Source organism: Jiangella aurantiaca, assembly GCF_004349105.1.
Lineage (GTDB): Bacteria > Actinomycetota > Actinomycetes > Jiangellales > Jiangellaceae > Jiangella > Jiangella aurantiaca.
Genome location: NZ_SMLB01000066.1, coordinates 1 through 23,326, shown reverse-complemented (window position 1 = coordinate 23,326; position 23,326 = coordinate 1). Strand labels below are relative to the sequence as shown.

29 protein-coding genes and 1 pseudogene are annotated in these 23,326 nt (G+C 70.3%); 23 read left to right on the top strand and 7 right to left on the bottom strand.

Translation table 11 applies throughout. The features are described 5' to 3' along the window. Positions 1 to 140: 140 nt before the first annotated feature. Positions 141 to 926 (bottom strand): IclR family transcriptional regulator, encoded by a 786-nt coding sequence (locus E1262_RS27920; protein WP_132107621.1) that lies wholly within the window; start codon positions 924 to 926, stop codon positions 141 to 143. A gap of 147 nt (positions 927 to 1,073) precedes the next feature. On the opposite strand from E1262_RS27920, the gene kduI reads away from it, so the two are divergent. The 9 genes from kduI (at position 1,074) to E1262_RS27875 (ending at position 9,707) form a co-directional block, all read left to right on the top strand. Further along, on the top strand, positions 1,074 to 1,895 hold the full coding sequence (kduI, locus tag E1262_RS27915; protein WP_132107620.1) for a 5-dehydro-4-deoxy-D-glucuronate isomerase: 822 nt from the start codon (positions 1,074 to 1,076) through the stop codon (positions 1,893 to 1,895). Between the two features lie 59 nt (positions 1,896 to 1,954). After that, the gene (locus tag E1262_RS27910) at positions 1,955 to 2,707 is read left to right on the top strand and encodes an SDR family oxidoreductase (RefSeq protein ID WP_132107629.1); all 753 of its coding nucleotides are present in this window, start codon (positions 1,955 to 1,957) and stop codon (positions 2,705 to 2,707) included. 72 nt (positions 2,708 to 2,779) lie between these two features. Continuing rightward, a complete protein-coding gene (locus E1262_RS27905; protein WP_132107619.1) occupies positions 2,780 to 3,868 on the top strand; it encodes a sugar ABC transporter substrate-binding protein in 1,089 nt (362 codons plus the stop codon). Then, positions 3,868 to 4,926, top strand: a complete 1,059-nt coding sequence (locus E1262_RS27900) for an ABC transporter permease (RefSeq protein WP_203454576.1) — start codon at positions 3,868 to 3,870, stop codon at positions 4,924 to 4,926. Before E1262_RS27905 ends, E1262_RS27900 begins: the two co-directional genes overlap by 1 nt. Further along, positions 4,923 to 6,446 carry a sugar ABC transporter ATP-binding protein gene (locus E1262_RS27895; RefSeq protein WP_132107618.1) on the top strand — a complete coding sequence of 508 codons (1,524 nt, stop codon included), beginning with the start codon at positions 4,923 to 4,925 and terminating at the stop codon, positions 6,444 to 6,446. Before E1262_RS27900 ends, E1262_RS27895 begins: the two co-directional genes overlap by 4 nt. Further along, entirely contained in the window at positions 6,443 to 7,438 is a 996-nt protein-coding gene (locus E1262_RS27890) for an ABC transporter permease (protein ID WP_132107617.1), read from the top strand. Before E1262_RS27895 ends, E1262_RS27890 begins: the two co-directional genes overlap by 4 nt. A gap of 34 nt (positions 7,439 to 7,472) precedes the next feature. After that, positions 7,473 to 8,969: an aldehyde dehydrogenase family protein gene (locus E1262_RS27885; protein ID WP_132107616.1), complete on the top strand. Its 1,497-nt coding sequence runs from the start codon at positions 7,473 to 7,475 to the stop codon at positions 8,967 to 8,969. Further along, positions 8,966 to 9,256, top strand: a complete 291-nt coding sequence (locus E1262_RS27880) for a tautomerase family protein (RefSeq protein ID WP_476702885.1) — start codon at positions 8,966 to 8,968, stop codon at positions 9,254 to 9,256. The genes E1262_RS27885 and E1262_RS27880 overlap by 4 nt, the downstream gene beginning before the upstream one ends. Positions 9,257 to 9,422: 166 nt before the next feature. After that, entirely contained in the window at positions 9,423 to 9,707 is a 285-nt protein-coding gene (locus E1262_RS27875; protein ID WP_132107614.1) for a hypothetical protein, read from the top strand. 119 nt (positions 9,708 to 9,826) lie between these two features. Here the strand turns inward: E1262_RS27875 and E1262_RS27870 are convergent, their stop codons facing one another. Beyond that, on the bottom strand, positions 9,827 to 10,021 hold the full coding sequence (locus tag E1262_RS27870) for a hypothetical protein (protein ID WP_132107613.1): 195 nt from the start codon (positions 10,019 to 10,021) through the stop codon (positions 9,827 to 9,829). Next, the gene (locus E1262_RS27865) at positions 10,018 to 10,563 is read right to left on the bottom strand and encodes a DUF1349 domain-containing protein (protein ID WP_132107612.1); all 546 of its coding nucleotides are present in this window, start codon (positions 10,561 to 10,563) and stop codon (positions 10,018 to 10,020) included. The genes E1262_RS27870 and E1262_RS27865 overlap by 4 nt, the downstream gene beginning before the upstream one ends. Between E1262_RS27865 and E1262_RS30645 the strand changes: the two genes are divergently transcribed. The 3 genes from E1262_RS30645 to E1262_RS27855 all read left to right on the top strand — a co-directional run bounded on the left by E1262_RS30645 (position 10,556) and on the right by E1262_RS27855 (position 11,490). Then, positions 10,556 to 10,705, top strand: coding sequence for a hypothetical protein (locus E1262_RS30645; protein ID WP_162606122.1), 150 nt, complete (start codon positions 10,556 to 10,558; stop codon positions 10,703 to 10,705). The two genes, E1262_RS27865 and E1262_RS30645, sit on opposite strands and share 8 nt — an antisense overlap. 288 nt (positions 10,706 to 10,993) lie before the next feature. After that, entirely contained in the window at positions 10,994 to 11,212 is a 219-nt protein-coding gene (locus E1262_RS27860) for a ribbon-helix-helix domain-containing protein (RefSeq protein WP_132107611.1), read from the top strand. Beyond that, the gene (locus E1262_RS27855; protein WP_132107610.1) at positions 11,209 to 11,490 is read left to right on the top strand and encodes a hypothetical protein; all 282 of its coding nucleotides are present in this window, start codon (positions 11,209 to 11,211) and stop codon (positions 11,488 to 11,490) included. Before E1262_RS27860 ends, E1262_RS27855 begins: the two co-directional genes overlap by 4 nt. Before the next feature lie 18 nt (positions 11,491 to 11,508). Here E1262_RS27855 and E1262_RS31865 read toward each other — a convergent pair whose 3' ends face one another. Then, positions 11,509 to 11,643: a hypothetical protein gene (locus E1262_RS31865; protein WP_275261828.1), complete on the bottom strand. Its 135-nt coding sequence runs from the start codon at positions 11,641 to 11,643 to the stop codon at positions 11,509 to 11,511. 65 nt (positions 11,644 to 11,708) lie between these two features. Here E1262_RS31865 and E1262_RS27850 point away from each other — a divergent pair, with 65 nt between their 5' ends. From E1262_RS27850 to E1262_RS27830, 5 genes are all read left to right on the top strand, one after another. Next, a complete protein-coding gene (locus tag E1262_RS27850; RefSeq protein ID WP_132107609.1) occupies positions 11,709 to 11,933 on the top strand; it encodes a hypothetical protein in 225 nt (74 codons plus the stop codon). 448 nt (positions 11,934 to 12,381) lie between these two features. Then, complete coding sequence (locus E1262_RS27845) at positions 12,382 to 12,636, top strand: hypothetical protein (protein WP_132107608.1); 255 nt, start codon at positions 12,382 to 12,384, stop codon at positions 12,634 to 12,636. A 241-nt stretch (positions 12,637 to 12,877) separates the two neighbouring features. Further along, the gene (locus E1262_RS27840; protein WP_132107607.1) at positions 12,878 to 13,480 is read left to right on the top strand and encodes a dihydrofolate reductase family protein; all 603 of its coding nucleotides are present in this window, start codon (positions 12,878 to 12,880) and stop codon (positions 13,478 to 13,480) included. A 115-nt stretch (positions 13,481 to 13,595) separates the two neighbouring features. Next, positions 13,596 to 14,159 carry a hypothetical protein gene (locus E1262_RS27835; protein WP_132107606.1) on the top strand — a complete coding sequence of 188 codons (564 nt, stop codon included), beginning with the start codon at positions 13,596 to 13,598 and terminating at the stop codon, positions 14,157 to 14,159. A 94-nt stretch (positions 14,160 to 14,253) separates the two neighbouring features. Continuing rightward, positions 14,254 to 15,222, top strand: a complete 969-nt coding sequence (locus E1262_RS27830) for a tetratricopeptide repeat protein (protein WP_203454574.1) — start codon at positions 14,254 to 14,256, stop codon at positions 15,220 to 15,222. Positions 15,223 to 15,559: 337 nt separating this feature from the next. Here the strand turns inward: E1262_RS27830 and E1262_RS32245 are convergent. Together E1262_RS32245 and E1262_RS27820 are read right to left on the bottom strand one after the other, a co-directional pair. After that, positions 15,560 to 15,731 (bottom strand): annotated as a pseudogene (locus E1262_RS32245) (helix-turn-helix domain-containing protein); the annotation flags it as partial. A gap of 449 nt (positions 15,732 to 16,180) precedes the next feature. Beyond that, a complete protein-coding gene (locus tag E1262_RS27820; protein WP_132107605.1) occupies positions 16,181 to 16,861 on the bottom strand; it encodes a winged helix-turn-helix transcriptional regulator in 681 nt (226 codons plus the stop codon). 118 nt (positions 16,862 to 16,979) lie between these two features. Between E1262_RS27820 and E1262_RS27815 the strand changes: the two genes are divergently transcribed. The 3 genes from E1262_RS27815 (at position 16,980) to E1262_RS27805 (ending at position 19,524) form a co-directional block, all read left to right on the top strand. Then, entirely contained in the window at positions 16,980 to 18,467 is a 1,488-nt protein-coding gene (locus E1262_RS27815; RefSeq protein WP_132107604.1) for an MFS transporter, read from the top strand. A 49-nt stretch (positions 18,468 to 18,516) separates the two neighbouring features. Beyond that, entirely contained in the window at positions 18,517 to 18,819 is a 303-nt protein-coding gene (locus tag E1262_RS27810) for a hypothetical protein (RefSeq protein WP_203454572.1), read from the top strand. Between the two features lie 270 nt (positions 18,820 to 19,089). Continuing rightward, a complete protein-coding gene (locus E1262_RS27805) occupies positions 19,090 to 19,524 on the top strand; it encodes a cupin domain-containing protein (RefSeq protein ID WP_132107603.1) in 435 nt (144 codons plus the stop codon). A gap of 137 nt (positions 19,525 to 19,661) precedes the next feature. Here the strand turns inward: E1262_RS27805 and sigJ are convergent, their stop codons facing one another. Continuing rightward, entirely contained in the window at positions 19,662 to 20,570 is a 909-nt protein-coding gene (gene sigJ / locus E1262_RS27800) for an RNA polymerase sigma factor SigJ (protein WP_132107602.1), read from the bottom strand. 112 nt (positions 20,571 to 20,682) lie between these two features. Here sigJ and E1262_RS30640 point away from each other — a divergent pair, with 112 nt between their 5' ends. From E1262_RS30640 to E1262_RS27790, 3 genes are all read left to right on the top strand, one after another. Further along, entirely contained in the window at positions 20,683 to 20,826 is a 144-nt protein-coding gene (locus tag E1262_RS30640; RefSeq protein ID WP_162606121.1) for a hypothetical protein, read from the top strand. 433 nt (positions 20,827 to 21,259) lie between these two features. Then, positions 21,260 to 22,618 (top strand): ABC transporter substrate-binding protein, encoded by a 1,359-nt coding sequence (locus tag E1262_RS27795; protein ID WP_162606120.1) that lies wholly within the window; start codon positions 21,260 to 21,262, stop codon positions 22,616 to 22,618. Beyond that, positions 22,615 to 23,326 (top strand): carbohydrate ABC transporter permease (locus E1262_RS27790; RefSeq protein ID WP_132107600.1); only part of this gene is annotated, 712 nt, incomplete at its 3' end. The genes E1262_RS27795 and E1262_RS27790, both read left to right, overlap by 4 nt.

Genomic DNA, 23,326 nt, shown 5'->3' with positions numbered 1-23,326 from the left:
GACGTTCGCCGGGGTCGTGCCGTTCGCTGGCCCCCTGGCGGGCTGGAAATGATCACGTTCAGCACGAAATCTCGTGTCGCACTACGCCTGCAACCGTGTCGAGGCTCGGGTAATCCTCGTGGTGGCCCACTCGACGAGCGTCAGCGGGCGAAGGAGTACCGGGCCTCGAAGAGCAGCCGGACGATCGCCTCCTGGCGTTCGTCGTCGAGGCGGAAGATCGGCACGGAGATGCTGATGGCGTCGTGCGTCGGGGCGCGCTGGGGGAGTGCGATGGCGAAGCACCGCAGGCCCTGCGTCGTCTCCTCGTCGTCGATCGAGTAGCCGCGGACCCGGGCTCGTCGGATGTCCTTGAGCAGCTGGTCCGGGTCAGTGATGGTCTTGTCGGTGGCCGCCTCGAGCTTCTCCGGCATGCGCGCGACGATCTCCTCGTCGCTCAGGGTGGCGAGCAGGCACTTGCCGAGCGCCGTCGAGTACGCCGATAGCCGGCGGCCGACGGCGGAGAACATCCGCAGCGGGTGGACCGACTCGCGTTTGGCCATGTAGACGACGTGATCGCCCTCGAGGCGGCCGAGGTGAACCGTCTCGCCGGTGTTCTCGGCGAGGGTGTCGAGGATGGGGCTGGTGCGGGCCACGACGTCGTCGCCGTCGACGTAGGCGGAGCCGACGAGCAGGGCGTGGACACCGAGGCCGTACTGCTTGCCGGTGGCGTCGAGCTCGAGCCAGCCGTAGTGCTGCATGGTCCTGAGCAGCGCATGCATGCTGCTCTTGGGCACGCCGAGCTGATCGGCCAGGTCGCGCATGCTGCGCGGGCCGGTGCTGGCGAGGACCTCCAGGAGCTCCAGCACCCGGCCGGCGGACTTCACCGGCTGGAAGTCCCCTTCGTCGCCCTCTGTATCGGGCGAGAGGTCCACATCGTCGACGCTCATCACAGACAAAGCTAGCAGACCCATCCTTGACAGGTCATTCACATCCTGGTTGAGTGCGGTCGCAAATGAGGACAACGGTCCGCATATGTGAACGCTTGCCGAAGTCCCACACCCGTCTCGCCGTTCCGACGTTCGATGGGAGAGCACATGATGGAGGTCCGCCAGGCGACCGCTCCGGCCTCGGCCGAGACCGCGACCACCGCCGAGCTGCGTGGGCGCTACCTCGTCGACGACCTGTTCGCCGATGGCGAGGTACGCGCCGTGTACACGCACGAGGATCGCATGGTCCTGGCGGGCGCGGTACCGGCGGGGACGGGCCCGCTCGCCCTGCCGACGCCGGATCAGCTGCGGGCCGAGCACTTCCTCGAACGCCGCGAGCTCGGTGTCGTCAACGTCGGGGGGCCGGGCGAGGTGCTGGTCGACGACGAGCCGCACGCGCTCGGGACGCTCGACGGCGCGTACGTCGGTCGCGGGCGGCGGGTCGCGTTCCGGGGCGACGGCGCCCGGTTCTACCTGGTCTCCGCGGGCGCGCACGCCGACCACGGCGTCGCCGTCTTCCGGCGCGACGAGGTCGAGCCGGTCGAGCTGGGCGACCAGCGCGGCGCCAGCGTCCGCCGTCTGTACCGCTACGTCTGGGGCCCCGGCGGCCACCCGTCCTGCCAGCTCCAGCTCGGCGTCACGGTCATCGCCGAGGGGTCGGTGTGGAACACCATGCCGCCGCACCGGCACGACCGCCGCACCGAGGTCTACCTGTACACCCAGCTCGCCGACGACGCGCGCGTGCTGCACGTCCTGGGCGAGCCGGGCCGCACCCGGCACCTGTGGGTCCGCGACGGCGAGGCGGTCATCTCGCCCTCGTGGTCGGTGCACGCCGGCGCCGGTACCGGTCCGTACGCGTTCGTCTGGGCGATGGCCGGCGAGAACACCGACTACGGCGACCTCGACCCCGTCGCGCTGGAGGCCCTGTGAGCACCGACGGTCGGCCGGTCCTGGACGAGCAGCCGCACGAACCCGCGCCTCAGGCCGACCTGGGGGCGTTCTCGCTGGTCGGACGGACGGCGCTGGTCACGGGCGTGAGCCGGGGCATCGGCCGGGCGATCGCCGTCGGCCTCGCCGTCGCCGGCGCCGACCTCGTACTCGCCGGCCGGGCCGGCAGCTTCGACGCCACCAAGGCGGCCGTCGAGGAGCTGGGCCGGACGGCGACGACGCTCGACCTGGACCTGGCGCACCCGGAGCTGATCGCGAGCGGTGCGCTGGACGAGCGGCTGCCGGCCGACGTGGACATCCTCGTCAACAACGCCGGCGTGATCCACCGGGAGGAGGCGCTGACGGTCGACGCGAGCTCCTGGAACCAGGTGCTCGACGTGAACCTGACGTCGCTGTTCTTCCTCACCCAGCGGATCGCCGGGCCCATGGTCGCCCGTGGCCGCGGCAAGATCATCAACATCGCGAGCCTGCTCTCGTTCGAGGGCGGCATCGGCGTCTCGTCGTACGCGGCGAGCAAGCACGCCGTCGCCGGCGTCACCCGTGCGCTGTCCAACGAGTGGGCGCCGCGCGGGGTGCAGGTCAACGCGATCGCGCCGGGCTACATCGTCACCGACAACACGGCCCGGCTCCGCACCGACCCGGCCCGCGCGACGAGCATCGGCGACCGCATCCCCGCCGGCCGGTGGGGGCTGCCGTCGGACCTCGTCGGCGCCGCCGTCTTCCTGGCCTCCCGTGCCTCGGACTACGTGACCGGGCACGTCCTGCTCGTGGACGGAGGCTGGAGCGCCCGCTAGCGGGCCCTTGTGTCGCAGTCAGGTCCTCGCAGCCCGCGCCCGCGGGCTGTGCGAAGCCGAGAGGGAACTTCAATGAGGAAACCCACGCGTCATCGCCCGACGGTCCTCGCATGCGTCGTCGCAAGCGGGCTCCTGCTCACCGCCTGTGCGGACGACGGGGGCAGCACGAGCGCGGCGGGGGACGGCACCTGCAGTCCCGACGAGATCACCTTGATCGGCCAGGTCCGCAACCAGACCAACCCGTACGAGGCCGCCTGGCTGACCGGCGGCGACACCTTCGCCGAGTCCGTCGGCCTGGAACAGCAGCACCTCACCTACGATGGCGACTCGCAGCGGCAGCAGGAGCAGATCCGGCAGGCCCTGGCCGGCAGCGGCATGGAGTGCGCCGTCCTCAACGTGCTGCCGAACGGCGACTCCGACACCGCGCCGATCGTCGCCGCCGCGAACGAGGCCGGTGCGTTCCTCGTCACCCAGTGGAACAAACCGGCCGAGCTCAACCCGTGGGACGGCTTCGACCGCTGGGTCGCGCACATCACCTACGACGGCGAGGAGTCCGGCTACCTCATCGCCAAGGCGCTGTTCGACCGGATGGGCGGCAGCGGCGGCGTGATCGCGCTGCAGGGCATCCTCGACACCTCCGCCGCGCAGGACCGGTTCGCCGGCCTGCAGCGGGCGCTGTCGGAGTACCCGGGCATCACGCTGCTCGACGAGCAGACCGCCGGGTTCGACCGGGCCGAGGCGCTGAACGTGACCCGCACGCTGCTGACCGCGCACGCCGACCACGTCGGCGGCATCTGGGCTGCCAACGACGACATGGCGCTCGGCGCGCTGCAGGCGCTGGAGGCCGCCGGGCTCGAGAACGTGGGCGTGGTCGGCATCGACGCGGTACCGGAGGCGATCGCCGCCATCCAGGAGGGCCGGATGACGGCGACGGTGTCCAGCGACGGGCCGTGGCAGGGCGCGATCGGCCTGGCCATGGGCTACTGCGCGGCGACGGGCGAGCTCGACCCGGCGTCGGTCGACAACGACGACCGCGCGTTCTTCGCCGAGCAGTTCCTCATCGACCAGAGCAACGTCGCGGAGTTCGCCGCGCCGGAGCTGGACATGGCCGACTTCGACTGCGCCAACGTGTTCGAGCGCGCCACCGGGCCGATCGGCTGATGACGTCGCCCGACACGGCTCAGCCTCGCGCCGCCCGGCCGGCCCCAGCGACGGGGCCGCGTCCGGCGGCCGGCGGGCGCCCGCGCCAGACGTGGCGTCCGCGCGGGACAGACGCCGTCCAGACCACCGCGTCGCTGGCCGCGCTCGTCCTGATGATCCTGGTGTTCTCGGTCCTCGACGCGCAGTTCCGGAGCTTGGACAACCTGGTGGCGGTGGTCGACGCGGCCGCGGTGCTCGCGGTCGTCACCGTCGGCCTGACGTTCGTCCTGCTGCTCGGCGCGATCGACCTGTCCGTCGAGGGGGTGATCGGGGCCTGTGCGCTCACCGTCGCGCTGCTGGTCGCCAACTCGCGCACCGGGCTGGACCTCGGCGTCCTGGGCGTCGTCGTCGCGGTCGCGCTCGGCGCGGCGTTCGGCCTGGCCAGCGGGCTGCTGTCGACCCGGCTGCGGATCCCGTCGTTCCTGACGACGCTGGGCGTCTACGCGATCGGGCTGGGCGTGGCCACCATCCTGTTCGCCGGGGAGCGGCCGATCGTCGAGGACGCGTGGCTGAGCGGCTGGGCGTCGTCGAAGTTCCTCGGGTTCGCCGTGGCCAGCTGGGTCGCGGCGGGCGCGGTGCTCGCCGGCTGGCTGACCCAGCGCTACACGCGCGTCGGGCGGTACGCGTACGCGATCGGCGGCGCGGAGGACATCGCCCGGCTGTCCGGGGTCCCCGTCGCGCGGTACAAGGCCGCCGCGTTCGCCGTCGCCGGCGCGTTCTACGGGCTCGGCGCGGTGATGGCCACCTCGCAGCTGGGCTCCGGCGTCGTCACGGCCGGGAGCGGGCTGAACTTCTCCGCGATCGCGGCCGCGGTGATCGGCGGGACGCTGCTCGTCGGCGGCCGGGGCGGGGTCCTGCAGTCGATGATCGGCGTGTTCGTGCTCACCGTCCTGCAGAACGGGCTGATCCTCGCCGGCGTCAGCCCGTACGCGCAGCAGGCCGTCCAGGGCGTCATCGTCGTCGCCGCGGTGGCGGCCGCGACGTGGCCGGTCCGGCATCGGCTGGGGGTGGTCAAATGACGGGCTCGCCGCCTGTGCTGTCCGTGGACGGACTCACCAAGCGCTATCCGGGTGTGACGGCGCTGGACGGCATGAGCTTCGAGGTGCGCGCGCACGAGGTCGTCGGGCTGATCGGCGAGAACGGCGCGGGCAAGTCGACGCTGCTGAAGTCGCTGGTCGGGCTGGTGACGCCGGATGCGGGCACGATCCGGGTCCGCGGCGAGGCGGTCCGGCTGCGCGGCGTCGCGCATGCGGGCTCCGTCGGCATCGGCATGGTGTTCCAGGAGCAGTCGCTGGTGCCGAACCTCACCGTGGCCGAGAACATCCTGCTCGGCGCGGAGCGCTCGGCCGTCCGGGGCGGTGTCTACCGCTGGCGGACGATGACGGCGCTGGCCCAGGAACAGCTGGACAAGATCGGCTCGACGATCGACCCCCGCGCTCGCACCGACACGCTCACGTTCGCCCAGCGGCAGATGGTCGAGGTCGCGAAGGTGCTCACCATCGAGGAGCGCATCGCTTCCGAGCCGGTGGTGCTGCTGGACGAGCCGACCAGCGTGCTCGAGCGCGACGAGATCGCGACGCTGTTCGCGCAGATCGAGCGGCTGCGCAAGCGGGCCTCGGTGGTGTTCGTCTCGCACCGGCTGGACGAGGTGCTGGAGGTGTCCGACCGCGTCTACGTGCTGCGCAACGGCCGGGTCGTCGCCGAGGTCGACCCCGCCACGGTGGACGCGACCGACCTGCACCACCTGCTGATCGGCCGTGAGTCCGGCGGGAGCCACTACCACGACGAGGCGCAGCACGACTGCGACGGCGCTCCGGTGCGGCTGCGGGTGGAGAAGCTGAGCACCGGCGGCTGCCGGGACGTCAGCTTCGACATCCGCGCCGGTGAGGTGCTCGGCGTCGCCGGCGTCCAGGGGTCCGGGCGCGAGGACGTCTGCCGGGCGCTGTTCGGCGCCATCCGGGCCTCCGGCGGCCGCGTCACGCTGGACGACCGGCCGTTCCGGCTCGGCTCGCCGCGGGCCGCCGTGCGCTCGGGCGTCGGCTACGTCCCGTCCGAACGGCGCACCGACGGCATCGTCCCGCCGATGTCGGTGGCCGAGAACCTGTCGATGGCGCACGTCGGCGAGGTGTGCGCGGGGCCGGTGCTGCAGGCGCGGCGGGAACGCGGGCTGGTCGAGCAGTGGGTACGGCGGCTCGGCATCAAGACGCCGTCGCCGCAGACCCCGATCGGGACGCTGTCCGGCGGCAACCAGCAGAAGGTCGTGCTGGCCCGCTGGATGATCGACGACGACCTGCGGCTGCTGATCCTCGACCACCCGACCCGTGGGCTCGACGTCGGCGCCAAGTCTGACGTGTACGCCCTGATCAGAGACCTGGCCGCGGCCGGCTGCGCGGTGCTGCTGCTGTCCGACACGCTCGAGGAGACCATCGCGCTGAGCCACCGCGTCGTGGTGATGAAGGACGGCGAGGTCGTGACGACGGTCGAGACCCCGAAAGGCGCCAAGCCGGACCCCGTCGTGATCCTCGAGGAGATGGTATGAGCACCGACACCGCACCCGAGGTCCAGCCGGCGGCGTCGTCCCCCGTGGACGGGCCGAGCCGCGTGCGCCGCGAACTGGTCCGGTTCATGCCGCTGCTCATCCTCGGCGTCCTGCTGGTCCTGCTGTCGCTGCGCAACCCCGACCTGCTGACCCAGCGCAGCCTGCTCACCATGGCCGACTCCGCGGCGCCGCTGATGGTGCTGGCCGTCGGTATCACCGTGGTGATCCTGTGCGGCGGCATCGACCTGTCGATCGGGGCGCTGGCGTCGTTCGCCTCGGTGCTGACGGCGCTGTGGGTGCCGACGATGTCCTCTGCCGTCGTCGTGCCTGTCGTGCTGGTGTGCGCGCTGGCGGGCGTCGTCCAGGGCTGGATCCACATCGCCGCGAGGGTGCCGTCGTTCATCGTCACCCTCGGCGGGATGTCGCTGTGGACCGGGCTCGCGCTGGCGTTCTCGGGCGCGAGCACCATCGCCGTCACCGACCTCGGGGCGCTGCGCTGGGCATTCACCCGGGTCGGCGGCTGGCCCAGCGCCATCCTCGTCGCGCTGGGCCTCGTCGCGGTGCTCGGCGCGGTCCTGCGGTTCACCCCGTTCGGCCGGTGGGTCTCGTCGATCGGGCACGCCGAGCCGGCCGCCCGGCTGGCCGGGCTGCCTGTGAGCGGGGTGAAGATCGCCGCGTTCGGGATCTCCGGCGCGTGCGCCGGGCTGGCCGGCGTCCTGCTCGTCGCGCGTACGTTCAGCGGCGCGCCGACCCTCGGTGACAGCCTGCTGCTGCCCGCCGTCGCGGCCGTGATCGTCGGCGGGACGGCGATCACCGGCGGCCACGGTGGCCTGTTCCGCACCGTCGTCGGCGCGCTGATCGTCGTGCTGCTGCGCGTCGGCCTCTCGCTGATCGGCGTCGACGCCGGCTTCGAGCCGATCTTCTACGGCCTGCTGATCATCATCGCCGTCACGGTGACGATCGACCGTTCCAAGGTGGCGGTCCTGAAATGACCGTCCGTCTCTCCTGTGCAGAAAGGCGCCCTCGATGACCACGACCGATGCCACCCGCGACCACCTGCTGCCCGCCGTCGCCGAGTTCATCGCGGCCGAGCGGCCGCTGCTGATCGGGGACGCCTGGACCGCCGCGGCGTCCGGCCGCACCTTCGAGACTCTCGACCCGGCGACCGGCCGGATGCTCGCGCGCGTCGCGCAGGGCGGCGACGAGGACGTCGACCGCGCGGTTGCCGCCGCCCGGGCGGCGTTCGAGCCGGTCTCGCCGTGGCGGCGCACCACGCCCCGTCAGAGGGCGCGGCTGCTGTGGCGGATGGCCGAGCTGATCGACCAGCACGCCGACGAGCTGGCCCAGCTGGAGACGTTGGACAACGGCAAGCCGTTCGCGAACGCCCGCGGCGGCGACGTCGCGACCGCCGCCGAGTTGTTCCGCTACTTCGCCGGGTGGGCGACGAAGATCGAGGGCACGACGATCCCGATGTCCAGTGATGCGCCGTACTTCGCGTACACGGTCCGTGAGCCGGTCGGCGTCGTCGCCGGGATCGTACCGTGGAACTTCCCGCTGCTGATGGCCTGCTTCAAGGTGATCCCCGCGGTCACCGCAGGCAACACCGTCGTGCTGAAGCCGGCCGAGCAGACGCCGCTGTCCGCGCTGCGGCTGGGCGAGCTGTTCCTGGAGGCCGGGTTCCCGCCCGGGGTGCTGAACGTCGTGCCGGGGTACGGCGACGCGGGCGCCGCGCTCGTCCGTCACCCCGGCGTCGACAAGGTCGCCTTCACCGGCTCGACCGCCGTCGGCAAGAAGATCGTCGAGGCGGCGGCGGGCAACCTCAAGAAGGTGTCGCTGGAGCTCGGCGGCAAGGCGCCGAACATCATCTTCGCCGACGCCGACCTGCCGGCTGCGATCGCGGGGTCGGCGCACGCGGGCTTCTTCAACCAGGGCCAGTGCTGCGTCAACGGCTCCCGTCTGTACGTCGAGCGGTCGGCGTTCGACCAAGTGGTCGAGGGGGTGGCTGCGATCGCCCGTCGCACGCGGCTGGGGAACGGCTTCGACCCGTCGACCGACATGGGGCCGCTGATCACCGAGGAGCAGCAGTCAATGGTCCTCGGCTACGTCGAGGGCGGCATCCGCGACGGTGCGCAAGCGGTCGCAGGGGGCGGGCGGGGCCTGGACAGCGGCTTCTTCATGGAGCCGACGCTGCTGACGGGGGTCAGTGAGGACGCGGACATCCAGCGCAACGAGGTGTTCGGCCCAGTCGTGACCGCCGTCCCGTTCGACTCCGAGGAGGAGGTGTTCCGACTGGCCAACGACACCCGTTACGGCCTCGCCGCCGGCGTTTGGACGCGGGATGTGGGGCGCGCACACCGGGCCGGCGCCGCCCTGCGCGCGGGCACCGTCTGGCTCAACACCTGGCACGCCGACGACGTCGTGCTGCCGCGCGGCGGCTTCAAGGAGTCCGGCTGGGGCCGTGAGCTCGGCTCGTTCGGGCTGGACGACTTCACCGAACTGAAGACCGTGATCGCCGCTCTTTGAGCTTCTTGCTGCTGAGGAGGAATCGCATGCCGAGCATCACCGTTCAGATGCTGCGCGGGCGCACCGTCGAGCAGAAGCGTGCCTTCGCGGCCGCCGTCACCGCGGCCGCCGTCGCCGAGCTGGGGGCCCGTCCCGGCGACGTCCGCATCGCCTTCGAACACATCGAGCCCGACGACGTCGCCAACGGCGGGGTGCTCGCGTCGGAGGACGCGAGCCGGTCGTCGGTGCTGTCGAACCTCGGGCACACATCGGCGGAAGAGGCGGGTGAGGCCGCCGTCGTCGACTGAGGCCTCGCTCGAGGCCTCGAGCGCCCGCCGAGACCCCTCCGCAGGGGTCTCGGCGGCGCTCTCTTCATGGTCTCGCCTTGGTGCAGGCCGTGCCCATTTCCGGACACCGAGCGATGGCAGGGGTGAGGGCCGGCAGGCCCGGATCGCGAACCAAGGGGGGCGCGCGATGACCACTGACCGTCGACGCGACCGTGAAGCCGGCGTTCTCGGTGCGACACCGGAGCAGCCGGGGACGACCGGCGACCAAGAGACCGGTAAACGGCGGTGGGATCCGGCCTACCGCGCGCACTGCCCGCAGTGCCGGAAATCCGGGCGCACCTTCGCCGTCTACGGCAAGGCGGAGCATGCCGCCCACGGCCATGCCGTCAAGTACGGCCACGCCACCTACGTCATCGACCAGTACGGCATCCGCGTCGTCGGCTCCGACCAGCGGCCCGGAACCGACGGGTGACGCTGACGGCCTACGGGATGGTGCCGAGTGGGGATCCTGAGGCCAGCGCCGCGGATCGAACTCGATGGAGCCCAGGCCGGTCGCCGGCAATCCTGCCTGCGACCGGCCTGGGCACTTGGTCAGCCGAGGCTCTCGATCACCTGCTCGAGATCTCGTACCAACAAGTCGCGCGCGACCGGATCGTCGACGTCAGCGGCTACCTCCCGTGCCGCTCGCTGCAGTTGGTCTCGCGCCTGCGGTATCCGGCCCTGTTCGAGGTGGCGCTGGGCGATCTCGACCAGGATGCCGACGTGGCGGGCGGTGCGGGGTGTCACGGTGCCGTCCCGTTCGATCCGTTCCAGGTGGGCCAGAACGTCGGCGATGGGGTGACGACCGTGAACCCGATGCGTTCGACCGTGCGGTTACCTGCCCCGTCGACGGCGGTGACCTCCAGGACGTGGTCACCAAGCTCCAGCGCCCACAGATCCAGCGTGACCGACTGGGGTGATCCGCACTCGGCCAATCGCTCGCCGTCGAGGTCGACGGCGAGCGAACCCAGACCAGACTGGCTGTCGGTAGCGGACACCTGCAGCTCAACCACCTCCGAGTCGCCGGGGGTCGCCCCGTCCTCGATACCGGTCATCGCCACGTCCGGCCCGGTGGTGTCGGCCGGCTCGCCTTGGTCGATGCGGAAGAAGTCGAACGCGGCAGGCTGGCCCGCGCCGTTGTAGGCAGCCAGACCGATACGGGGGTCCGTCATGGACGAGATGGATCGTGTTGGCCCGAAGGCGGTCCAGGTCTCACCGTCGGACGACCATTCCGCCGTCAGGGCGTCGCCGTCGCGGGCCAGCCGCAGCCAGATCCCTTCGGTGAACAATCCTCTTGTCGGCGCGGTCGGCGAGGTCTGGATCGTGCGCCAGGCGCTGGACGACGGCCAGATCAAGGCTCTGGTCGAACGCAACACCGTACCCGACGCCGTCGTGCACCTACCGTTCGACCGGATCCGCCGCGGCTCATGACCCGCACCGGCTGCGGGTGAATGAGAGGACGTCGCGTTCGGCGTCGGATGAGCAGCAAGCTGCGATGCAACTCGTCAGCGAGGTTCTTGCTGATGATGTGGCGGTGTGGGCCAAGAGTGACTACGGCGATGGCGGCCCAGGCAGTATTCGGCGCGAATGTCCTCTTCCGCGAAGTCGACGCTCCTGAATTGGCGACGGGCGGCGTCTGATCTGTTGACGGCGGTGTGGCGTTGATCGCCGCTGCGTGAGCCAGACGCCCGCCTGTATGGGATGCGGTATGATAGATGTATGGCGAAAGAGAAGGTGACTGTAGCGATCAGCTCGTCGTCGCTGGCGCTCCTTGACGCCGACGCGAAGGCGTCAGGCCTGAACCGCTCGGAGTTCGTCGAGCGAGCCGTCAGGAACGAGCACTACCGGCGGCTGCTCGACCAGGTCGAGGGTCCGTCGTGGACGCCGGCCGAAGACGCGATGGCTCGTGACGTGCTGCGGGTGCAGGCTGAGGCGTGAACCCCGGCGAGCTGTGGAGCCTGGAGGACGGCACCGTCCGCCTGGTCCTCTCGCACCCCACCTACAACGCGTCCAAGGCGAACCTGGTCGTCACGTGTCAGGTGGTGCCAGAGCCGAAGTCGTTCCAGCCGTTCGCCGTCCGGGTCGACGGCGGCTACGTGCTCGCGGACCGGCTCATGACCCATCCCCGCCATTGGCTGACGGATCAGCGCGGCACCCTGACAGGCTCGGAACTGGCGGCCGTCCACGAGCACTTGAGCTTCTTGCTCGGCATCTGACGCCTTGCCGCAGGTGTATCAGGCATCGAACTCGTAGCGGAGCAGGTAGACGGACGCGTCGAGCGTCATCCCGTTGAGCTCGACTGGCAAGCCGTCCTTCTCGTCGGCGATGCGGGCGATCGTCGAGTAGATAGCGGCGTTGCCTGGCGCCACAGTTTTGAAGGTTCTCCTCGTCCCATAGCCACTAGGAGAACCGTCATCTAGGCGGTGACGCGCGCATGCACCTGTCGCTCCTTCCGTCGGAGGCGCGCGACCTTGCCGCCCAGCTCGTGGAAATCGCTGACGTTGCGCAGCGGGCGGGCTGGACTCCGGAAATGCTGGCCCAGGCCGGCGAGCGCTACTTGCCGGGCATGAGTACGCACAGATTGTTAGCCGCCATTGAAACTGCCGATGATGGCGTCACTGATCATGAGGATCTGGCGGTCACGGGCGAGGCCGGGTGATCGGCACGGCGACGTCGGCGTCGTCACGGCGTCGGCCGCGCCCGCGGGCCTGGCCGACCCGGCCAGGGCACCGAACACGACCCGGGCGTGTTGACACCAGCGCCAACAATTGGCGCTCATGTCACCACCCCGCGACCATGACCGGCCCGGGCAGGGACACCCGGCCGCCGCAGCGGGCAGCACCAGGATGAACCACCCCCATGGCGGCTCACACCGCCGCCACCGAGTCGATCATGGAGAAGGGTCGGGTTTCCCCGACTGCAGAGCCGACCTTCTCCATGATCAAGCCGTACCCGGTCGTCGCCGTGCGCGCCAGCCCCGTACGACGCCACGCTGACGGCGCAGACGACCCATCCGACATCGGACCGGTTGTCCACACCTGGTCGTCAACGTCAACGACAACCCATCGTCACCGACAACGGCGGCCAACACACAGATCATCGAACGCTTGGATCGGCTGACCGCCCGGCTGGGTGGCCTGGTGCGGGGCTACGGAGGGCGGCTCGACTGGCAGGCCGGACGCATCCTGCGCGCCGTGCAGGCCGCCGAGTTCCTGGCCGCAGCGGCCGAAGCGGTCGACGCGGCGGTCAGTCAGTTCGACACGATGAACGCGGTTCCCGAGTGGCTGACCAAGCTGCGTGAGTCCGTCGAGGAACAGGTCGACTTCTACCGCCGCGAGGCCAAGCTGGGCCAGTCGCCGTAGCTCCTCGAGGGGGCACGGCGAGCGCGCCGCCCTGCCCCCTCCCTCACTCTCCCCCGTCCTCCTCATAACTGCCGCCCGGACAATCGCGGCATGAGGGGGATGGGGACCGGACCGCCCAGCTCGACGGGTACCGGTTCGACCCCAGCGCCGCCGACGGCTGGAGTACTAGTCGATGAGTTAGCCTGTCTCGCCCAGTCACCACCCGAACATGGACGATCCAATGGCGGAGTGAGGAAGAGGAATGTCCGAAGTATTCCTGACCATGGCAATGTCACTCGACGGGTTCATCACCGGGCCGGACGACAACGCCGAGAACCCCGCGGGCACCAATGGGATGCGGCTGATGAACTGGCTCGGCGGCGGAGCTGAGCCCGACGCAGAAGGGGCCAATGCATTCCGCCCCAAGCATCCCAACAGCCAACTCGTGTTCGACGAGAGCATGGCGACCGGTGCCGTGATCACCGGGAAGCGGACAGGGGACTTCGCCGGCTACTGGGGCGGGGATCACCACGACGGGGTGCCGATCTTCGTGCCGACGCACCAGCCGCCGGCAGAGAACCCGTACGAGCGAGTGCACTACGTCACCGATGGCATCGCCTCCTGTGTGGAACAGGCCAAGCAGGCCGCAGGGGACCGGAACGTGATGATGCACGGCGCCTACACCGGCCAAGAGGCGCTGAAAGCCGGCGTCCTGGACATGATCGACATCCAGCTCCGGCCGGTGCTGCTCGGCCAGGGGCGGCGGCTGTTCGAGGGGCTCCCATCCGAGCACACGGAACTTGATCTGGTGCGCGTGCTGGAGGATCCCGGCGTCCTGCATCTGCGCTACGCGGTGCGCAAGTAGCCCTTGTTCCGGCTGGGCGAGGGAAGAATCCGTCCCCGACGGCGCCACGGCATCGCGTCTCGAGTTGGCCGAGCTGGTGCGCCCGGAACGGCCTGTCTCGTAGCAGACTGAGGCGATGACGGAGATCAGGCCAGCGGTGGACGCGGATGCGGCGCGGTGGTTGCTGCAGGCCGATGTCGATTGGCGGGATCTTGTTCGGTACGGCCCGCCAGGCTTCGACGTGTACGTGCGGATCGCCTTCGCCCCGGAGGCCGATGATGTCGACCCGGCAGGGGAAGATCCTGCCCTTCGTGTAGCTCTCGCGATTCTGGCCTCGTACACGGCCACGCCAACCCGAGGGTATGCGGCGGTCTGGGAGGGGTGGGGCGGGGAGCCGGTTCCTCGAGCGCCACGAGTGCCGATTCCGAATCGAACGATGCTGCTGTTCACCGGTCCTGTCGTAGTACTCAGAGACGCACCGTCCCTGGCCTGGTACGGCTCCCTGGAGGGCTATCAAGAACCGCACCTCGTGTGGCCGGAGGATCAGACCTGGTGCGTGGCCTGCGAGGTCGACGAGGAGATCGAGTTCACCGTGGGATGCTCTGTCGACGCGTCCCGGGCTCTGGCTGGAGCTCTGCCCGGTGGCGTCCGACAGGTGCGCTATGGGGAACCGGCACCGTTGTATCGTGACCCCGCTTAGCGCCGGCGCATGTTCATCGGCAGTCCGTGACGCCCAACGGGATCGCCGCTACGCCGGCGTGCGGACACTGGCGTTGCCGCCGACCTTCGCCGCCATGCTCCGCCGTCGCTTCGTGCCGGGCACCCAGCTCGATCGGCCGGTGTTCCCCGACAGCATCGGGGGTCTGCGTGATCCGTCGAACGTGCGGCGCGACATCCGCCGTGCACGGGGTGCTGACGCGTTGGCCTGGCTCACCTCGCACGCGTTCCGCAAGACCACGGCGACCGTGCCCGACGCTGCCGGACACGATCTCGGCATGGCCCTGTTCACCGAGGTGGGCGACCGATGGGGACAGCTGCACGTGACGTTCGGCCTGGGCGCGCACGCCGAGGTCGTCGGCGACTACGACCGCGCGGCCGAGCTGCACCGCAACGGCCTGCGGATCGCCGAAGAGCTGGGCCTGAGCACCGAGGTATCGGACAACCTGGCCGCGCTCGGCCGGATCGCGCTGCTGACCGGTGATCACGTGCAGGCCGACGAGCTGCACGAGTCCGCCCGCGCGCAGGCCGTCGCACAGGGCTACACGATCGGCGAGGAGTTCGCCGAGCTGGGCCTTGCGTTGAGCGCGCGGCGGCAGCGGCGGTTCGACGAGGCAGAGGCGTTGCTGCGCAAGTGGCTGGTGCACGACCGGCGGCTGGAGTCGGACCTGGCGGTCGCGCTCATCATCGCCGAGCTGGGGTTCGTAGCCGAGCTGCGCGGTGACGCCGACGCCGCCTGCGCCCTGCACCGTGAAGGGCTGGCGGCGGCGCGCAAGGCGGGTGACCCGCGGGCGGTGGCGCTGGCGTTCGAGGGGCTCGCCGGGGCGGAAGCCCTGTGCGGCGACCACGAGCGGGCGGCGCGGCTGCTCGGCGCGGCCGCCGCGTTGCGGGAACGGGCCGGTGCGCCGCTGCCGTCCGGTGAGCGCGGCGACGTCGACAGGATCACCGGCGCGATCCGCGCGGCCGTCGGCGCGGAGGAGCTCACGGCGGCGTTCGAGCGGGGCCGGGTACACGGCGAGTCCGAAGTGGACGTTCCGGCGCCCTGAGCCCGTCGCCGTCGTGCGGACCGCCGCGGCACCCGACATGCCGAAACCGCCACGGGCGGGCCGTAGATGAGTTCGCCCAGCGTCGCGCGTTCTATCTCGTGCAGGACGAGCGGTACCCAACCGGCGGGGCTCGCCTGCTGCCGCTTTTGGACACTATGCCCACGCACGTTGAGGCGGTTCCGGTTCGGGCCGTCGTCGGTGCGGTTCATGGCCAACGATGGCCGAGAGATGGAGCTGGCCCTGACGCCGGACACCTACCTGACGAGCAGGTGATGTCGCAGGGATCGCGAAGGTGTATGCGAGTGCGTCGGCGGTCTTGCTTGGCGACCGTCGCGTCGCGCTGGAGCGTGCGGTAGACCGTGGGTGCGGGAGACGGTGAACAGTTCGGCGAGGTCGGCGATGGTGTACTCGCCGGTGCCGGCCATGCGGACGAGTTCGCGCTGTTGTTTGGGTGAGAGCCTGGGTCGTTTGCCACGCAGCTTGCCTTTCGCCGGGGCTACGAGCTGGCCGACGTGGAACGGATTATCACCGACCAGGCCCAGCTATCCCGATCTGAACACGTTGTAACCCCAGCCCGTCCGAACCGGGCTGGGGCGCAACACGGCACCCACCATGGACCACGCCCACCGGCCGCGCCACCCCGGCCAGCACCGCACGTCCCCGCCGACCTGCACTGCCCACGCACCCCGTGCGCACCTCCGCCGCCAGCACCCGCTGGCGCTCCGCCGGCCGCTCGGCAGCCCACGAGCGCGGCACGGAGCTCGCCGGCACAAGGTGACGCCTCAGTGCCGTACACCTCTGGCTCGTCCGACGAGCAGATCCGACCATGGGCGCTTAAGCAGCGGCCGAGCGTGGCAAAGCTGTCGCAGACGCGACGATGCGGCTCACCTAGCCGCAGCGGCGCCGCACCGGTCTACGACGAGTTCGCCGCGCGCACGGAGCGCGCAGCTGTTCCGCCTCACTTCGGTGTAGGTCGGGCCACCACGGCGGGCTCGGGGAGGGGGAACAGGCCGAGGAAGCGTTCCACGCGTTCCCGGCTGCCAGTGAGCTTGATCTCGCCCTCCTCGATCGCTTCTGGCAGGCCCCGCCCGCCCCAGATCAGCGCGTTGAGCGTCACTGGGTCGGTCTCGATCACCGCGTGCGGGTGGTCCAGGTCGCCCCGCATGATCCAGATCCGGTCCGCCGACAGCTGCACTCGGAACGAGTCCTCGCCCAGCCGCAGCACCACGTCGGCGGTGAAGCCGTCGGTGCGGCTGGGGTCAAACAGCGTCTTCAGCGCGAGCATCAGCGAGTCCACGCTGATCGCGGCGTCGTGCCGCAGCGACGGCGACCGGCCGCCCCACCGCCCCAGCGAGATGATCACGGGCTCCAGCTCCCGGCCCCACTCCGTCAGCTCGTACACCCATGCCGCGGCGGGCGGCGGCAGCTTGCGGCGCTGCACCACGCCGAACTCCTCCAGCTCGCGCAGCCGGTTGGACAGCACGTTGGGGCTCGCCCCCGGCATGCCGGTGCGCAGGTCGGTGAACCGCTTAGGGCCGAACAGCAGCTCACGCACGATCAACAACGCCCAGCGCTCCCCTACCAGGTCCAGGGCGTGAGCGGTCGCGCACCCGTCGTCGTATCTGCGCTTGGTCGCCATGACCCCAGTCTACCAGCGGAAGTCCTTCTCAGATGACTCCTAGTTGTGTTTTAGGACTAGCTGTTAGTAGAGTTCAACTGAACGGATTGGTTTAAGGACTAATCAGTAAGGAGAGCGGATGTCCAGTCAACAGGGCGACCGGCCACCCACGCCCGGCTCGGTCGACCCGCCGGATCCGCGCCGCTGGAAAGCGCTGGCCCTGCTAGGCACGGCGTTCTTCATGGTCATCCTGGACGCCACGATCGTGCTCACCGCGATCCCGTCCATCCAGGACGATTTAGACCTCGACGTCGCCGGCGTGCAGTGGGTGCTCACCGGCTACGTCATCACCTTCGGCGGCCTCATGCTGTTCTTCGGCCGGGTCGCCGACCTCGTCGGGCGCCGGGGCGTCTTCCTCGCCGGCGTGGCTTTGTTCGTCGTGTCGTCACTGCTGTGCGGCATCGCCTGGGATGGCTGGGTGCTCCTCGCAGCCCGTGCGGTCCAGGGCGTGTCGGCCGCGATCATGGCGCCCACCGCGCTGTCCATCGTCGTGTCCGTCTTCCGCGACCCCGCCGAGCGCAACCAGGCGCTGGGCGTGTGGGGTGCGCTGGGAGGCATCGGCGCCACAGCGGGCCTGCTGCTAGGCGGAGTCATCACCTCGGGCATCAGCTGGGAGTGGATCTTCTACATCAACGTCCCGATCGGCGTCGCAATCTTCCTGCTCGTGCCAGCCCTGATCAATGAGACCAAGCAGCGGGTCGCGGTCCGCAAGTTCGACGCGGCGGGCGCCATCAGCATCACCGCCGCGCTCGTGCTGCTGATCTACGCGATCATCAACGCGCCCGAGGTCGGCTGGGGCAGCACCGGCACCATCTTCCAGCTGGCCGCCGCTGCTGTGCTGATCGCGCTGTTCCTGGTGATCGAGTCCCGCTCGTCGGCGCCGCTGGTGCCGCTCCGGATCTTCAAGATACGCAACCTCACCGCGGGCAACCTGACGATCCTCGCGGTCGGCCTCACCGTCGACGGCATGCTGTTCCCGCTGACCATCTACGTCCAGGAGGTGCTGGACTACTCGGCCCTGCAGTTCGGTCTCACCAGCGCCGTCATGACCGTCATGTCCATCGTCGGCGCATTCGCGGGCCAGGCGGCGGTTACCAGGCTGGGTCTGCGGCCCATCGCCGTCCCGGCGCTGTTGCTGATCGCGGTCGGCACGGCGTTGCTGATCACCGTGTCGGCCGACGGCACGTTCTGGGCCGACCTGTTCTGGGGCCTGCTGATCTTCGGGCCCGGCATGGGCGCGGCGTTCGTCGCGTCCCAGATCGCCGCGCTCGACGGCGTCGCCGAGGAGGAGTCCGGCCTGGCGGCAGGGCTGGTGGACACCTCGTTCAACATCGGCAGCGCCCTGGGCATCGCAATCGTCACGTCGGTCGCTCTGTCCGTCGCGGGCGACGCCACAACCGACGACCCCAAGGTTGCCTTGACCGAAGGCCTGCAGTCAGCCTTCCTCGTCGCGACGGTGTTCGCCGTGCTGGGCCTGCTCGCCGCATTCCTACTCCCCGGGAAAACCCCCGACCCGGCGAGAGCGGACGCGGACGCGGAGGCGACGTTGGCGCCCATGAACGACTGACGTCTACTCGCGCGACTGCCAATCAAAACACCACAACGAGAGGAACCACATGAGCACGCACGTGATCCAGTACACCGCCAAGAGCACGGAGACGGCCGACGAGAACCAGGATCTGGTCGAGCGGATCTTCGCCGAACTTGACGCCGACGACCCGGGCGGCATGCGGTACGCCACCTTTCGGCTCGCGGACGGCGTGACCTTCGTGCACGTCGTCATCCACGAGACCGACGGCAACCCGCTGGACCACATCTCCGCGTTCGCCGAGTTCCAGAAGGGCTTCGGCGACCGCGTCGGCGGCCCGCCGTCGTTCAGCGACGCGACCATCGTCGGCTCCTACCGGTTCACCGGGTAGCAGCAACCGATCGCGGACGTCGGCACGTGTCCACACGCGGCGGGGGAGGCGGGCCGACCGTTCCCGCATCACCGCCCGGGCCCCCGCGCGTCCGCGCAAGGCCGACCCCGGAGTCCGGTGAGTGATAGGACGTGTGGAGTAGTGGACCTCAGCCCGCAGGTGCGCCCGGACCCCTGGTCGGGGCGGTGGTCTGGTACTGGCCCGCTGGCTGTCACGAAACGCGGTGCCGCCCGGTCGTAATGGCTGAAGAGCCCTACGACGGAGGCAACGATGAGCACTGAACACGCCCACCACCTCGACAACCCCGATGCGTCCGGTCCGCCGCCGCGCTTCGAGGTCGTCGCGACAGTGCCGCGAGCGCCGCAGATCCCGGAGAACGCCGAGGCGATGACGATCCTCGTGACCCTCCCGCCAGGCAGCGAAGGCTCGCCCCCACACCGGCACTCCGGTCCGGCCTATGGGTACGTGGTCGAGGGCGAGATCGTCTTCGAGCTCGAGGGCGAGCCGCCGCGTGTGATCAAGGCCGGCCAGGGATTCTGGGAGCCCGGTGGTGACGTCATCCACTACCAGGACGGGAACAACCTCGCCGACGCGGAGTCCGCGTTCGTCGTGACCATGTTCTGCGCCCCCGGCCAGCCGATGCTCGTACCGGTCAGCGCGGAGGAGCTCGAACAACGCCGCGACCGAAGGGCACCCCGGCCGTGACCGGCGGGCCGAAGACGTCCTTGACGGCCCTCTGCTGACCCTGCCCGAGCGGCGCCACCGCATCGAGGCGTCGGAGGACTCCGCCTTCCTGTTCACCAACGCGGTTTCCCTCGTCTGAGGTCTGGAGGCCGAGGCCGTCAGGACCGCCGCTCGAACTGCCGCATCTTGTCCGGGTTGGCGACGAGGAAGACCCGCTCGACGCCGCGGGCCGTCACGTCGAGGGCGACGACTGCCAGTGGTGTGCCGGTGTGGTCGGTGACGAGCATCCCGCTCTCGCCGTTGACGTCGACGATGGTCAGGGTGGCGTCGTTCCAGTACTTGCGCAGCACGTTGTCGAGGTAGTTGGTCACCCGCGCGACGCCGGACAACTCGACGCGGGCGACGCGCACCCGGCCGCCACCGTCGGGCCGGGCGACGACGTCGTCGGTGAAGAGTCGCTCGAGCGCTGCGAGGTCTCCGTTGCGCGCCGCCGCGACGAACGTCTCGAGCAGCCGGCGGCGAACGGCGGGCGTGGCGGGCGCGGATCGCTCGGACTCCAGCGCCTGACGGGCCCGCCGGGCCAGCTGCCGGGCGTTCGCCTCGGAGATCTCGAGCACCTCGGCGACCTGGCGGTAGGGGTAGTCGAAGGCCTCGTGCAGCACGTACGCCGCGCGCTCGATCGGACTCAGCTTCTCCAGGAGCATGAGGACGGCCAGTTCGAGAGCCTCGGCACGTTCGGCGCCGAGGGAGGGATCGTGGCTGGTGTCGACCGGCTCGGGGACCCACGGCCCGATGTAGGTCTCGCGACGCACGTGCGCGGCCGTCGATGCGTTGATGGCCAGGCGGGTCGTGGTCGTGGTGAGGAATGCGGCCGGGTTCCGCACCACCCGGCGGTCCGCGCGCTGCCAGCGGATCCAGGCGTCCTGGACGATGTCCTCCGCCTCCGCGACGCTCCCCAGCATGCGATACGCGATGCCGAACAACTGCGGCTGCACATCCAGGAAGTCCGCGACGTCGGCGTCGCGGACTTCGTCGTTCGGTTCGGCGTCTGAGGCTTTGGTGGTCACCCGCTCAAGATACGGGGCTGGACCGCGCCGCGGAGAACCGCGGCGCGTCCGTGCCGAGCGCTACCTCCCGGCCCTCGCCAGAGCGGTGACAGGGATGGTGACCATGCGCCGGATGTTCGACTTCGAACACGTCCTCCGCGGCCTGCGACGCACACCACCCGGGTATGTCTTCGACATGCTCAACGGCACCGAGCCCGATCCTGGGCTGGCCGACCTGGTCGCAGGGGTCGCGATCGTCACCATCCGGCGATCCTGACCGCGCCGGTAGTGCAACCGACCGCTCACAGACGTGGTGAGCGTCTGGCTGGGCACCGGGTCGAGCTGCTTCCTCGGTGATGAGAATGCGCAAGCGCGCATCCTGGACCTCGCACGTGAGGCCGTCAGCTGGGTCGCTTGGGAGCCGCTCCCGCCGTCGAGCGCGGACCAGTGGCAGGACAGCATCAACCGGCTCCCCGACCTTGAGGCGCACGTCCGCACAGACCGTCTGGCCATGGCCACGGACCGCCAGCTGGCCGCCGCGAGCGTGGGCCTTACCAGGATGGCGCTTATGGACGGCGCTGGGGGTACGCGGCGTGCTCGTTCGCGGTCGTCTCTCCGCATTCGAATCGAAGTGCTTCGACAAATGTCTTGACGCCACGCCGATGACGGTCACAGACTGGCGGGGCCGACTACGACGAAGGAGTCCCCCGATGCGCATGCCCTGCCAGCCGCCACGGCGTCCGCGAACGAGTCGATCCGCTCTGGTCATCGCGGGTACCGTAGGGCTGGCCCTGGTGGCCTGCGCCCCTGGCGGCGACGTCCCGGCAGCGGAGTCCGCCGGCCCGGTTAGTACCGAGCTGAGCGGCGAGCCGGTCGAGCTGACGATGGTCGTGGAGTCGACCGCGCCGGTGTGGAAGGCGTTAGCTGAGGAGTTCGAGCGGCAGCACCCGCAGGTGACGGTGGAGGTGCGCCAGGACGAGATGCAGGTGCTGGTGCAGAACGCGCCCCGGCTGCTGGCCGGCGACGACCCGCCGGACCTGATCCACCTCAGCCCCGAGCCCGACCTCGTCCGCGACGGCCTTCTCACCGACCTCGACGACTACGCCGCCGCGTACGGGTGGGACGAGCTGCCCGCGTCGCACCTGGACCCGATGCGGATCGACGCCGACGCCGGCCGGGCCGGTACCGGCAGCCTCTACGGCATCGGCCTGCTCTTCGGCGTGCACGGCATCTACTACAACGAGGAGCTCGCGGCCCGGATCGGGATGACGGCGCCGCCGGAGACGCTGGCGGAGTTCGAGGGGCTGCTGGCCGACGCCGCCGAGGCGGGCATCCAGCCGATCGTGCAGGCGAACGTCGGCGGCATCGCGATGTTCCCGCTGCAGACCCTCCTGAACCAACACATGGACCAGGACGAACTGGCCGACTGGATCTACAACGCGCCCGACGCCACCATCCAGACCGACGGCGCGGTCGAAGCCGCCGCACAGCTGCAGGACTGGGCCAACCAGGGATACCTGTCGCCGGACGCGAACGCCGTCGACTACACGACGATGCTCGGCCGGTTCACCGCCGGCGAGGCGCTGTTCCTCGTGCTCGGCGACTGGGAGGCGGCGAACCTGGACGGCGCGATGGGGACGAACGTCGGCTTCTTCGCCGCGCCGCCACTGGAGGAGGGCGGCCGGCACGTCGCCGTCGCGGGGCCGGCGGCGTTCGTCGTCGCGGCGAACTCCGACCACCCGGACGAGGCGGCCTACTTCCTCGACTGGGCCCAGACCGACCCGGCCGCCCGGCAGCTGATCGTCGACATCGCCGGGTCGTTCCCGGGCGGCTCGCCGGACCTGTCGGCGCCGCGGATCGACCCGGATTCGGTGCTCGTCGACACGCAGCGGGCCTTCGAGGCGATCAGCGCCTACGACGGCGCGGTGCCGGTGCTGTCCGACGCGACGCCGGGCATGTTCGTCAGCACGCTCGGCCCGGAGCTGCAACTGCTGCTGGCAGGCCGCAGCACCCCCGAGCAGTTCATCGCGCGGATCCAGGCCGGCTACGAGGAGGACCTCGGCCGATGACGCGCCGCGCGGGCTGGCTCCTGCTGCTGCCGGCGCTGAGCGTCTACGCGTCGTTCGTGCTGGTCCCGTTCGCGTCGGCGGTCCGGTACAGCCTCTACGACTGGAACGGCATCGGCGCCGCCACCTGGGTCGGCCTGGACAACTACGTGCGCATCGCGACCGACCGGGCGCTGCTCGGCACGCTCGGCAACGCGTTCACGCTGATCATCTTCTTCACCGTGCTGCCGATCGCGGCCGGGCTGGCGCTGGCATCGCTGATCCGGGCCATCCGCAGCCCGGCGTTCGGCGCGGTCGTGCGGACGGTGCTGTTCCTGCCGCAGATCATCCCGCTGGCCGCGGCCGGCATTGGCTGGGCCTGGATGTACTCGCAGACCGGCCTGGTCAACCAGGTCCTCGACGCCGTCGGCCTGGACCGGCTGGCGCGCCCGTGGCTGGGCGACTTCGGCACTGCGCTGCCCGCCGTCGGGCTGATCGGGTCGTGGGTGCTGACGGGACTGTGCACGGTGCTGCTGCTCACTGGCATGGGCAAGATCGACCCGGGGCTGTACGAGTCGATCCGGCTGGACGGCGGCGGCTGGTTCGCCGAGCTGCGCGCGGTGACGCTGCCCAGCCTGCGCCCGGAGATCGGCGTGCTGGTGCTGCTGACGACGATCGCGGCGCTGTCCAGCTTCGACATCATCTTCACCAGCACGCGGGGCGGGCCGGGGC